The sequence below is a fragment of the Microseira wollei NIES-4236 genome (genome assembly GCF_020521235.1).
In the GTDB taxonomy this organism is placed as follows: domain Bacteria; phylum Cyanobacteriota; class Cyanobacteriia; order Cyanobacteriales; family Aerosakkonemataceae; genus Microseira; species Microseira wollei.
Genome location: NZ_BLAY01000124.1, coordinates 18,989 through 31,180, shown reverse-complemented (window position 1 = coordinate 31,180; position 12,192 = coordinate 18,989). Strand labels below are relative to the sequence as shown.

At 47.1% G+C, this 12,192-nt stretch carries 9 protein-coding genes; 6 read left to right on the top strand and 3 right to left on the bottom strand.

The features are described 5' to 3' along the window. Positions 1-3 precede the first annotated feature (3 nt). Positions 4-546 (bottom strand): hypothetical protein, encoded by a 543-nt coding sequence (locus tag MiSe_RS32400; protein WP_226587875.1) that lies wholly within the window; start codon positions 544-546, stop codon positions 4-6. Between the two features lie 185 nt (positions 547-731). On the opposite strand from MiSe_RS32400, the gene MiSe_RS32395 reads away from it, so the two are divergent. Together MiSe_RS32395 and rlmN are read left to right on the top strand one after the other, a co-directional pair. Then, positions 732-3,515 carry an ATP-binding response regulator gene (locus tag MiSe_RS32395; protein WP_226587873.1) on the top strand — a complete coding sequence of 928 codons (2,784 nt, stop codon included), beginning with the start codon at positions 732-734 and terminating at the stop codon, positions 3,513-3,515. Between the two features lie 41 nt (positions 3,516-3,556). Then, positions 3,557-4,621, top strand: coding sequence for a dual-specificity RNA methyltransferase RlmN (gene rlmN / locus MiSe_RS32390; RefSeq protein WP_226587871.1), 1,065 nt, complete (start codon positions 3,557-3,559; stop codon positions 4,619-4,621). Between the two features lie 97 nt (positions 4,622-4,718). Here the strand turns inward: rlmN and MiSe_RS32385 are convergent, their stop codons facing one another. Together MiSe_RS32385 and MiSe_RS32380 are read right to left on the bottom strand one after the other, a co-directional pair. Next, positions 4,719-6,887 carry a hypothetical protein gene (locus tag MiSe_RS32385; RefSeq protein ID WP_226587869.1) on the bottom strand — a complete coding sequence of 723 codons (2,169 nt, stop codon included), beginning with the start codon at positions 6,885-6,887 and terminating at the stop codon, positions 4,719-4,721. Positions 6,888-7,399: 512 nt separating this feature from the next. Continuing rightward, positions 7,400-7,930, bottom strand: coding sequence for a pentapeptide repeat-containing protein (locus MiSe_RS32380; protein WP_226587867.1), 531 nt, complete (start codon positions 7,928-7,930; stop codon positions 7,400-7,402). A gap of 317 nt (positions 7,931-8,247) precedes the next feature. Here MiSe_RS32380 and MiSe_RS32375 point away from each other — a divergent pair, with 317 nt between their 5' ends. The 4 genes from MiSe_RS32375 to MiSe_RS32360 all read left to right on the top strand — a co-directional run bounded on the left by MiSe_RS32375 (position 8,248) and on the right by MiSe_RS32360 (position 12,106). Then, positions 8,248-9,201 carry a DUF4349 domain-containing protein gene (locus MiSe_RS32375; RefSeq protein ID WP_226587865.1) on the top strand — a complete coding sequence of 318 codons (954 nt, stop codon included), beginning with the start codon at positions 8,248-8,250 and terminating at the stop codon, positions 9,199-9,201. 229 nt (positions 9,202-9,430) lie between these two features. Next, entirely contained in the window at positions 9,431-10,846 is a 1,416-nt protein-coding gene (locus MiSe_RS32370; RefSeq protein ID WP_226587864.1) for a serine/threonine protein kinase, read from the top strand. A 135-nt stretch (positions 10,847-10,981) separates the two neighbouring features. Continuing rightward, on the top strand, positions 10,982-11,578 hold the full coding sequence (locus MiSe_RS32365; protein WP_226587862.1) for a hypothetical protein: 597 nt from the start codon (positions 10,982-10,984) through the stop codon (positions 11,576-11,578). Positions 11,579-11,611: 33 nt separating this feature from the next. Continuing rightward, complete coding sequence (locus MiSe_RS32360; RefSeq protein WP_226587860.1) at positions 11,612-12,106, top strand: DUF427 domain-containing protein; 495 nt, start codon at positions 11,612-11,614, stop codon at positions 12,104-12,106. Positions 12,107-12,192: the final 86 nt, after the last annotated feature.

Here is a 12,192-nt window from a genome sequence, read left to right as displayed (position 1 = left end):
AGATCAAGTTCTTCGGATGCCGTGCCATTGTAGGGGCACGGCGTGGGTAAGTATTGTGCCTGAGATCAAGTTCTTCGGATGCCGTGCCATTGTAGGGGCACGGCGTGGGTAAGTATTGTGCCTGAGATCAAGTTCTTCGGATGCCGTGCCATTGTAGGGGCACGGCGTGGGTAAGTATTGTGCCTGAGAAAAAGTGCTTCGGATGCCGTGCCATTGTAGGGGCACGGCGTGGGTAAGTATTGTGCCTGAGATCAAGTTCTTCGGATGCCGTGCCATTGTAGGGGCACGGCGTGGGTAAGTTTTGTTCCTGGGACAAAGTGCTTGGGATGCCGTGCCATTGTAGGGGCACGACCTGGGTAAGTGTCCCTGGGACAAAGTTCTTCGGATGCCGTGCCATTGTAGGGGCACGGCGTGGGTAAGTGTCCCTGGGACAAAGTTCTTCGGATGCCGTGCCATTGTAGGGGCACGGCGTGGGTAAGTATTGTGCCTGGGACAAAGTTCTTCGGATGCCGTGCCCCTACTTATACCCTCAGACCGATGACGCATATTAATTTGGGTTGTAAATAGATAAAAATTGCTGCAATAAATCCTCTAACTATGAGATTTAAGTTCACAAGATAAAATAATATTTGCTGTGCTATAAATAGGCTGCCCAAGTAGTTTTTTTGAAACGCTGATAGATAAACTTGATATAAAAAGCGACCATCACCTGAATGGCAGTCAATTATAAAATGCAAAAATATCGTGCAGACTTGAGATACGGCATTGGCATCCTAGCCATTACGCTAGCGCTAGTGCTGATTTGGCCTGGATTGTGGCAAAATCTATTAGCAGCAAACGGTTTTATTCCCCACGGGCATTGTTACTTGTGGAAGCCAGGGTTAGTATGGCTGCATGTGGTTTCCGATATGCTGATCGGACTATCTTACGTCGCAATTTCAGCCACGCTGGCGTATTTAGTTGATAAAGCCCGCCGCGATATCCCTTTTGATTGGGTATTCCTAGCCTTTGGAGCCTTCATCGTCGCCTGCGGCGCTACCCACTTTATGGAAGTGTGGACCTTGTGGACGCCCACCTATTGGTTATCCGGAGAAATTAAATTAATTACCGCCGTAGCTTCGGTCACCACAGCGCTAATACTACCGCCGCTCGTGCCTCAAGTGCTAGAGTTGCTGTTAACCGCCAAGGTATCTGAAGAGAGAAAATTAAAACTGGAGAGTACCAACACCGAACTAGAAACGCTATACGAAAAGCTTAAAGAAATTGACGAACTTAAAACGCAATTTTTTGCTAATGTCAGCCACGAATTGCGGACGCCCTTAGCATTAATTTTGGGACCAACGCAAAAATTACTCGCCGGGGATGCACTCACCCCCGAACAGCGCCAAGACTTGGAAGTGGTAGACAGCAATGCCCGTATACTGCTCAAACAAGTCAACGACCTGCTCGACATTTCCAAGCTGGAGGCGAATAAAATGAGTATGCGTTACGCCGAGGTAGATTTAGCTCAACTGGTACGCCTGACTGCTGCCAACTTTAACGCACTAGCACAAGAGCAAAACATCGCCTTTTTTGTCGAAACGCCCCAGTCTTTCCCCGCTCAGGTTGACGCGGAAAAGATACAGCGCGTACTGTTAAACTTGCTTTCCAACGCCTTTAAGTTCACCCCCCCTGGTGGTCGCGTTCGCTGCCTGGTGTCGCAAGTCGAACCAGCAGCTTCCCTGGAAGCGGAAAGTTCTTCAACCACCCTCCCCGCGTCCCCGCGTCCCCGCGTCCCCGCGTCCTCTTCCCCTGACTCGATACTCATTACCGTCGAAGACAGCGGTGCGGGCGTACCCTTGGAACTAAGGGAAGTGATTTTTGAACGTTTCCGTCAAGGAGAAGAATCTTCCACTCGTCGCTTTGGCGGAACTGGGTTAGGACTAGCGATTGTTAAAGACTTCGTGGAGTTGCACGGCGGTACCATCGCCGTTGGGGAAGCACCAGAAGGTGGAGCAAGCTTTAGGGTTGAATTGCCTATCGTCGCGCCAAAAGATGTGGCGGTGTCTACCCTGACAACTGAGTCTATAGGCAATGTTGAGGAAATTGTCTCCCCAATGTTGGCGCAACTGCGTCAGGGTCAGTCGTCACCAGTTAGCAAAACAACTGACAGCAAACTGACTTTTGACCAACGTCCCCTCGTGCTGGTGGTCGAGGATAACCCGCAAATGAATCTGTTTATCGTCGAGGCACTAAGCAATGAATATCGCGTTGCTACTGCGTTCAACGGTCAAGAAGGTTTGGAGTTGGCGACGCAATTGTTACCCGATTTAATTCTCAGCGATATGATGATGCCGCTGATGAGCGGCGAGCAACTATTAGGCGAAGTCAGGAACCGAAAACAACTCGATGGGATTCCGTTCGTCGTACTGACGGCGAAAGCAGACGATGAAAAGCGGGTGAAATTGTTGCAAGCAGGGGCGCAAGATTACTTGATGAAGCCATTTTCCCTGGAAGAGTTGCGCTCGCGCATCGGCAACCTGATCGCCATGAAACGTACCCGCGACTTGCTTCAGCAGGAATTAGACAGCCAAACTCAAGACTTAGCCGCGTTGGCTGCCGAACTTGCCCTTCACAAACGCAGACTGAATATTATAGCACGAGAAGCCCAAGAAGCCAACAGGATGAAAGATGAATTCCTCGCGGTTCTCTCCCACGAGTTGCGGACGCCGATCAATGCCATCCTGGGATGGGCGCAACTGCTGCGGACTCGCCAACTCAACGAGGCGACAAGAGCAAAAGCACTAGAAACCATCGAACGCAACGCCAGGATGCAAACTCAGATGATCGAAGACTTGCTCGATGTGTCCCGCATCATCAGAGGCAACTTACAACTAAAAATTGCCTCGGTAAACTTGAAAAGCGTTATCGACAGCGCCATCGACGCGGTGCGACCCGCAGCAGCAGCAAAAGCGATAGAATTGGAGTCTTGTCTCGAATCTAGTGTGGGAGCGATCGCCGGGGATAGCGATCGCATACAGCAAATCGTCTGGAATTTACTCTCCAACGCCATCAAATTTACCCCCGAAGGAGGACGGGTAGAAGTAAAACTAGAAAAATTGCAGAGGGAAAGAGAATTGCAGATTTCAGATGTAAGATTGCAGATTTCAGATGAAAGTCCCAACTCAAATCTGCAATCTGAAATCTCAAATCCCAAATCAAATAAATCTGAAATCACAAATCCTAAATCTGCAATTTCCTATGCTCAAATCCAAGTCAGCGATAATGGGATTGGCATCAACCCCGACTTCTTGCCCTACGTCTTCGACCGCTTCCGTCAAGCAGATAGCAGCTACACCCGCAATCACGGCGGACTGGGATTGGGTTTAGCAATTGTACGACACCTGGTAGAACTCCACGGCGGTACTGTTTCCGTTCACAGCGCTGGTGAAGGACAAGGAGCAACTTTTATTGTCAAGCTGCCCATCGTTAATGCCAGCACAATAGAAGTAAACAAGCTCACAATTAGTAACTAAGCAACATTGATTTTTGTCAGTTTAATATGGTTCGAGTTCAAATGCCCTTGGCTGCGGGCGAAAACAGCCAAAATTTATCCACTCAAAGCACTGCGAAGGCTCCCCTATTAGGGGCAAGTTTGGCAGAACTAACCGCTTGGGTAGAAGCTTCTGGACAACCTGCATACCGGGGGCGTCAGTTGTATCAATGGATATATCAGAAAGGAGCGCGCCATCTCAGAGAAATCACAGTATTTCCCAAACAATGGCGCGAGGAACTAGCAGATTTTCCTATCGGACGTTCCACCATCCACCATCGCTCCGTCGCCCCCGATGAGACAATTAAATATCTGCTCAAATTAGCAGATAATCAAATAATTGAAACCGTCGGCATTCCCACAGCAGATCGCCTTACTGTTTGCGTCTCCTCCCAAGTCGGATGTCCAATGGCGTGCGACTTCTGCGCCACCGGAAAAGGCGGCTTCATTCGCAATCTGGAAAAACACGAAATCATCGACCAAGTTTTGACCGTTCAAGAAGACTTTAAACGCCGCGTCAGCCACATAGTCTTCATGGGAATGGGCGAACCGTTATTGAATGCAGATAACGTAATAGCAGCGATTAAATCCCTCAACCAAGATGTCGGTATCGGACAGCGATCAATTACCCTTTCGACTGTAGGAATTCCCAATCGAATTCGGCGTTTGGCAGAACATCAATTGCAAGTAACTCTCGCCGTTAGCTTGCACGCTTCTAACCAAAAACTACGACAAAAACTGATTCCCAGCGCCGAAGGCTATACCCTAGAAAACTTACTAGCAGAATGTCGGGAATATGTCAAGCTAACCAAACGGCGACTTACTTTTGAATATGTTCTTCTAGCTGGGTTAAACGACTTACCAGAACATGCAGAAGAATTAGCAAAACATCTGCGAGGTTTCCAAAGCCACGTTAATTTAATTCCCTACAATCCCATCCAAGAAGTGGATTACCAGCGACCAAATCCCAAAAGCATTCAAGCCTTCGTTTCTGCCCTGAAACAAAGAGGAATTGCAGTCAGCGTTCGCTACTCGCGGGGATTAGAAGCCGACGCCGCTTGCGGACAACTACGCGCAAATCACATCTAGCAGAGGGGCAGAAAAGGAATCTTCTGATGAAATATCCCCACCGAATCTTTGATTCGGTTGGGGAATGGGCAGCTAACTTAATTCAGCAAGGGTAATATTAACCTTCTGGGGGCAAGCGCAAGCAGAAACCGACCGAGGCTTCATTGTAATTGTTCGTCTGACCGCTGTTAACATTGGTGCGATCGCGAACCTCCAAGGTCAGGGAGTAGCCACAGGGCTTCATCCCCGTCGTATTCAGACTATAGATGCCGTTAATGATACCCGGATCGGGGATCGACGATAGACCCGGAGGAGCGATGATCGAGTGAGATCCCGCAGGCGGGACTGGTAATACTCCATTAGCTGGACCGCTGGGTCGAATCACAAAACGGAATGACCCGAAATGGAGATCTTTTGCCGTATAGCGACCTGTAAAAGTATCGCCAACGTGGAAATCAGCGCACTCCACACCGCCACCTAAATCGATATCGAGCGCTACATCGGGTGCTTTGTTATCGATCAGAACCGTGACCGCATTGCTGTGGATGTCGTGGTCTGGGTTGCCATCCACACTTAAATCAACCCTCAAATCGTAGGCATTTCCATCTTCCAGCAAAGTGGAATACCAAATCATCAGGATGTTGCCTTCAATGAAATGATCCGAGGCATAATCTTGGTAAGGATAGTACCCGTCAACCGCATGAACTTGGAAATTGGTATTTTGCACAAAACCGTTGATGGGGTCCCAGGTATTGAGGGTTAAAACCAGCGGATTCGGTTCGTTGCTCAGGGGAACATAATCTGAATCAGGCGCACCGTGAGGTTTCCGCATCAATCGGTATTTCGACGCAGCGGTGCCATTGACGATCTTGCCAGCAATGTTAATCCGACCGCCAAAAGGAGCGTTAATAAAACGGGCCCCAGTCGAGGCGACTGCATCAGTAATCAAGCCGTTGGTATCCACCAAACTGACTGGGATATTGCCAACAGAAGTAAAGACGGGTACTTGACCCACTACAATTGGCCCTGGCTGGATCTGAATCAGCGTTTCTTCCCGGTTGCCCCAAACGGGGATAAAGTTGGGGTTATCGCAGGGGGGTGGAACTTGCCATGATAAAATAGCCCGAATTTTCACGACTTTAGGGCCGTCTTCGCAAGGCTGACGATAAGGATTCAGATCGACAGGCAAAAAGACGGCATACTCTAGTCCTTTTTCTGGAATATCGTCGATGTCGTATACGTTCACCGATGTGGTTCCCAAACAGGTACTGAATGTGCCATTGTTGTCGAAATCAGCCCAAAATGTGACATATTCTTTGCTGCCAGCAGTACAGGGGCCGCCAGAATAACCAGAAGACTGTTTGAGGCGGATAATGCCTGCAAGCATATTTTGGTTCGGGTTCAAACCAACACATTCCAACTCTTCATAAGTCGTATTCCCATCTGTGGGGAACAACTGGCTGATAATGTCATTCAAATTGATATTTAGGTCTGAAAACAAACCTGTGAATCCAGTTGCCATCAGCGACTCAGTTAGTTGAGGCTGAGCAATCAATTTTTGCACTTCAGCCAGGGCAAATCGGTGTGGCTCTACTTTTTTTTCTTGATAAATTTTCTGGAGTTCTGCCACACTCAAAACTTTGGGCTTAGGGGCAACAACTGGTTGTGCTAGATCGACTGCGGTAGACAGTTCTGTTGGAATTTTGATCTCTAAATTCTTGAAGATATCACCTAATAGGAATAGCTTCAGAGGCTCGATCTGGATGTGGGTGTCGTGAATGTTACCCCAAACAGGCGTGAAATCGGGAGTATTAGGAGGGGGAGCAATATTCCACGATAGAATCGCTCGCACAAGCGCAATGTTTCGGAAGAAACAGAACTTCTGCGGGGGATTAATTTTTAGCGAGACAGCATACTCAAGTCGCTGGCTTTCTGTTGTTTCTGGAATGTCGTAGGCTGTAAAACTTGCCAGTCCCTGATCTTCCCACGTAACACCGTTGTCGAAAGAGAGGTAGAAGCGCACGTATTCCGGCGTGCCGCTGGAACATACGCCACCCCCATACCCAGACGGCTGCTTGATAAAAACGACTGCTTCTAGCTGATTGAATTGGGGCTGGAATCCAACACAGCCAATTTCTTCAAAGGTAGTATCTGACTGGATGTTGAGTACAGGTTCAAACTGACTTTCTTTCAGATTACCAAAGTAGTTGGGATTCCCTAGAATCAGAGCTTTGAATTGCTCCGGGTTGCGATCGCTCCCGCTACAGAACATCGAAGTGGTTGCCATAAAGACTCATCTCTTCTTGAATAAGAATTAAATTGTTATCTAGGTATAACCGCTGTTATAAGTTAGTGACCAGTCGCTTTTTTTAGTGACACCCATTTGAGGTAGCTCTGTTGAGTGTTACTCATTTATGGGACAGTGTCAGCGATTGGTAATGGGTAATGGGCAGAATTATACGAATAAATAATAAGTAGGTGGGCGTCCATAGATGCCACTATGTAAAAATATGTAAAGAAGACAGGCGATCGGATCGGCAAAACAATTTATCTATGCGATGCGATCGCAGTAAATTGGTCGCTGATACCTTCAATTCAAGCAATACCAGAGTTAATGGAAATACTGAGGTTGGAAGTGGGTAAAATTGTCAAGCGGTGTCAACAAGCTTGACAATTTTACCCAACTCTATCCCCTGATGCGCCGAGAAATTTTTCGCGAAAATCAGGCCACAATGTCACAATTGAGGGTGCGGAATGTGGGTTTTATCGATCTCATCTGCCCCGGTATCCCACCTGCAATTAATTCCGGCGAGGGCTAGTTCTACCATCAGGAAGCGTCGTTTGATTTAACACAACTTTGGATAAATCTACACCCGTAACATTCGCTTCTCGCATACTCGCACCTGCCAAATCTGCGCCAGTTAAATTAGCAAAACTCAAATCGGCAGAATTGAGGGAAGCAAAACTAAGGCGAGTCTGTCTCATGTCTGCACTTCTCAAATTAGCGCCAGTCAAGAAAGCTTGCTTAAAGTCCGCAGCTACCAGATAAGCACCGCTCAAATTCACATTGCTCAAATCGGCACGAACGAGTTTAGCACCAGATAAATTCGCCCCTTCCAAGTCAGATCCTGCTAAGTAGGAATTTCTCAGATCCGCATTGCTGAGGTCAATTTGTTTGAGGCTAACACCGCTGAGATCGCACCCGCGACATTCTTTAGTTTGAAGTAACTGTCTCAGGTGCTGAGGATTAAAAGCGCCAGCAGGAGCCGCAAATCCCAATATGGATAATAGAGCAAAAGAGGATAGGATTGTGGAGATAGAGGTCTTCATGTAACAAATAGCACCGTGTCGCGTCCTGAATTACAAGACTATCTTGATTTGCGCTAAGTTTCCAGATGGGAAAAATTTAGGACTTACGCAAAGAAACGTTTGGGAACCAGAGATCGACGGTCGAAACCGGGTTTCTGGCCTCATCCTGCCTAACTCGTGAAATTGTTACCAAAACAGCAGCCATCAATTATCTTATCCCTGTTCCCTCTCCCCATCAGCGGAATCTTTCAGCGCGACTCGGTATCAATTTCTGTAACGGCTAACCTGCCAAACCCAGAAATAGGCTAGTTTAGCTTCATCTTATGGAAAAACCTCCTATGCCAGACCAACTTAAAGCTAATCATCCCAAATCTGCTCGCCGCGTCACCTTGTTGGTGATTGGAATGTTGTCTGCTATGGCTTTACCTGCTTGCAGTGCAGCAGAAAAGACCATGATGAGACAAATGCAAGGCGGTTCTGCACCCCCCAGCGCACCTGTGCCTACAGCAGCTGTAGCTAAAATATTAGATGCAGCGGCACAAAATACTGTAGCATCTGCCCCAGCCCGGAAGTCGCGCCCTCAATTAATCAAACGCGCTGAATTAACTTTGGTCGTTAAATCTATCGATAAAAGTATGAATTCAGTCGGCAAAATTATCCAAAAACAGCAAGGCGATGTATTGGGTTTCCAAGATAATCAACCAATTGATAACAGCAAGCGTCAAACTGCTTCGATGCAGTTGCGGGTTCCCTCACAAAAGCTAGAATTTACTTTAGACGAACTTGCCAAATTGGGAACCGTTCAAAGTCGATCTCTCACCGCTGAAGATGTATCGGATCAATTAGTGGATTTCCAAGCGCGTTTAAAGAACTTGCGGAAATCTGAAGAAGCAGTTTTGAAAATACTAGAGCGTTCTGGTTCTGTCAGCGAGGTGCTGAAAGTTTCCCAAGAACTCAGTAACATTCGCGAGTCAATTGAAAGAATTTCCGCTCAGTTAAATAACTTGCAAAATCAAGTTGCTTATTCTACAATTACCCTCAACTTAGAAGCGCCTGTTTCTGCTGCGCCGCCTCCGCAAGAACCAGTAGGCTTACAAGTGCAGGAAACTTGGGGCAAGGCGACGCATTCTGTCAATCAATTCACGATGGGTTTGCTCGGTTTAAGTATTTGGTTGTTTGCCTACAGTCCTTATTTTTTGCTAATTGCTGCCGCTGTGTACGGTTATCGCAAATTTAAACAACAAAAATCTCATAGAGCGGAGCAAAAACCAGAGTTACCACATTCTAGTTAAAACATGTATGGGTTGGGTTTCGTTACCTCAACCCATACTACTAGAAGATACAATATATACCATATCTGGTTCCCAGACTCTGGCTGGGAACCCTAATCGAGGCTCTGCCTCGTTTAGCGACTTTGAGCTGCATTTGATCCAGTTTAAGCGAGGCAGAGCCTCGCGGGAAGCGTTTCTAGGCAGGAGCCTAGAAACGAGTCTGAGTCAAAATCTAACATTCTTGCATTTTATGGAATTACTGCACCAACCAGGAGATATCATCGCCGAAAGGTATCAAATTATCGATACTTTGGGGCAAGGTGGTATTGGGATAACTTACGAAGCTCAAGATTTACACAATTCTCAGCGGGTGGCAATTAAAGCATTGTCTTTGCGCCGCATGAATGATTGGAAAGTGCTGGAATTGTTTGAGAGGGAAGCTAAGGTTTTATCCCAATTAAATCATCCCGGCATTCCGCGCTATTTGGATTATTTTCAGGTAGATGCACCTATAGATCGTCAATTTTACCTGGTGCAGGAATTGGCGAGCGGGCGATCGCTCTCCTCCCTAGTCGAAAACAATTGGCGTCCCGACGAACTCGAAGTCCGACGCCTCGCCGAACAAATCCTAGAAATACTGATTTACTTGCATCAATTAACACCACCAGTCATCCACCGCGATATTCAACCGCGTAACCTAATAATACGATCCCCCCAACCCCCCTTACCAAGGGGGGCTTCTCGATCCCCCCAACCCCCCCTTGAGAAGGGGGGTTGGGGGGATCTTTTCCTTGTTGACTTTGGTGCGGTGTATGAGAGCGATCGCTCTACTTTCTCCGCCGGTAGCACGGTTGTTGGTACTTATGGCTACATGGCTCCGGAACAGTTTCGCTCCCAAGCCAATCCCGCAACGGATTTGTACGGACTGGGAGCGACTTTGTTATTTTTACTCACCCACAAGTCCCCCGCAGATTTCCCCCAGCGTCGTCTCAAAATTGACTTTCGCTCCCAAGTACATACCAGCGCCGAATTTAACGACTGGTTAGAAACTATGCTTGAACCCGCACCAGAAGATAGATTTCCATCCGCTAAAGCGGCGTTAGCAGCGTTACAGGGCGATGTACCAACGTTAGTCCATCATCGCCGTCAACCTGCTGGTAGTCGCATTGCACTGAAAAAGACTTTTGGGCGATTATTAGTAGATATTCCACCAGTTGGGTTTCGATTTGACAATTTGTTCTGGTTAGGCTTTGCTTTGATCTGGAGCGGTTTTTTATTTTTCTGGACTGCGGGAGCTATTTTAGTTGGCGCTCAGCTATTTTTCCCGTTATTTTCCATCCCCTTTTGGATTGCCGGATTGGGATTAATCTCAGCGCTACTGTTCGGTGTAGCAGGTCGCACGCGCTTGGAAATTGACCGGCAATATTTTCGCTTGCAGTGGCAGTTATTTGGCTTCCGTCATCAAGTTCAAGGACGCACAGAGGATATCGAGGGAGTGCAACTTGCTAGCAGCAATTACGAGGTCAACGACAAACCTGTAACGATCTGTACTCTGGTAGAAGGCGTGCGTAACCATCGCTTCGGTTCCTGGTTAACCCAGTCAGAAAAAGAATGGTTAGTTGCAGAAATAGCTGCTTTTTTAGGCAAATCCTCAGAGCTGATTTGACAAGTGAGGTCAATATTATAGCGGATTGCAGTCCCATTAGGTACACCTTGGTTTGTGTAGCGGCACCCTTAAGGGTGCCGCTACACAAAAGGCGCCTTTTGGCTGTAGCTCACACGAAAAGCAATCCGCTGTAAGATGTCATTTCCAAAACCCCCTTTATCCCCAAACGAATTGCCCGATTTCCTTCCTAATGAAGGGACTATACCGTTAGGAGCAATGCAACCATTTCTAGGTCAGCAGTTGAGCGTCGATGAGTTGACTAATTCCGAGTACCTTGGCGATGAACCTTTAGAACTGCTGCACCGCGTGCGAGCATTTCCCGTTGTACCGCTGGAGGGATTGGTTTTTCAGATTGCTCGCGAATCCCAATTTAGTTCAACTTTGTTTGCTTTGTTGAGAGAACACCTTCCTGGAATTGAATGGGAACAAAACGAAATATCTTTGGGCGCGTTACACAAGTATTTCATATGGCACACATCGATTCCAGCTCCTCCAGACGCAGCAACAGGACAACCTATGGCGATCGAACTCTACGGAGATTTGATTCGATTCAATGATATTAGCTTAAACTCCCCAGAGGGAAGGCAATGGCAAGATGCTTGGCTAGAAAAATATTTACGTTCTGAGGAAAAATCTCAACTTGTCTTATCTGGTAACTTAGAATTGAACATTCATGTAGCGACTTACTCAAATCTTCTTTATCCTGGTGTTGGAGTACCTTTTTATATGTAATACTAAATCCAAAATCTCAAATCTAAAACTGCTATGCCTCCTCAACGCATCTCACCAAAACCAGGTCAAGAATCAGTCTGGGATTATCCCCGTCCCCCACGTCTGGAAGATACAACCAAACACATTCAGATTATCTTTAACGGCGTTACTATTGCCGATACCCACAATGCTAAGCGGGTTCTAGAAACCAGCCATCCACCTGTTTATTACATTCCTCCCGCCGATATCAAGATGGAATATTTAGTGCCAGAAAATCGCTCTAGTTTTTGCGAATGGAAAGGTCTTGCGGGTTACTATACTCTCATTGTTGGCGACAAGCAAGCACCTAATGTCGCTTGGTTTTATCCCGAACCTACTCCGGCTTTTGCTTCGATTAAAGATTATCTTGCTTTTTACGCTGCGCCGATGGATGCTTGCTATGTTGATGGCGAAAAAGTGCAACCGCAACCGGGTGGTTTTTATGGTGGTTGGATTACCAGCGATATTGTGGGGCCATTTAAAGGTGAACCGGGAACTTGGGGTTGGTAGTTTTTAGAGGAAAAGGAGAAACCGATCGTATCAAGTCCGCTTATAGATCAGTCCGCGAAAACCCCGTGTCTTTAGATCTTTTCGTT

Bases quoted from the DNA above. Each gene is read 5' to 3' on its own strand.
- MiSe_RS32385 (WP_226587869.1), bottom strand. From the start codon at position 6,887: ATGGCAACCACTTCGATGTTCTGTAGCGGGAGCGATCGCAACCCGGAG.
- MiSe_RS32395 (WP_226587873.1), top strand. From the start codon at position 732: ATGCAAAAATATCGTGCAGACTTGAGATACGGCATTGGCATCCTAGCC.
- MiSe_RS32365 (WP_226587862.1), top strand. From the start codon at position 10,982: ATGTCATTTCCAAAACCCCCTTTATCCCCAAACGAATTGCCCGATTTC.
- MiSe_RS32380 (WP_226587867.1), bottom strand. From the start codon at position 7,930: ATGAAGACCTCTATCTCCACAATCCTATCCTCTTTTGCTCTATTATCC.
- MiSe_RS32360 (WP_226587860.1), top strand. From the start codon at position 11,612: ATGCCTCCTCAACGCATCTCACCAAAACCAGGTCAAGAATCAGTCTGG.
- MiSe_RS32400 (WP_226587875.1), bottom strand. From the start codon at position 546: ATGCGTCATCGGTCTGAGGGTATAAGTAGGGGCACGGCATCCGAAGAA.
- MiSe_RS32370 (WP_226587864.1), top strand. From the start codon at position 9,431: ATGGAATTACTGCACCAACCAGGAGATATCATCGCCGAAAGGTATCAA.
- rlmN (WP_226587871.1), top strand. From the start codon at position 3,557: ATGCCCTTGGCTGCGGGCGAAAACAGCCAAAATTTATCCACTCAAAGC.
- MiSe_RS32375 (WP_226587865.1), top strand. From the start codon at position 8,248: ATGCCAGACCAACTTAAAGCTAATCATCCCAAATCTGCTCGCCGCGTC.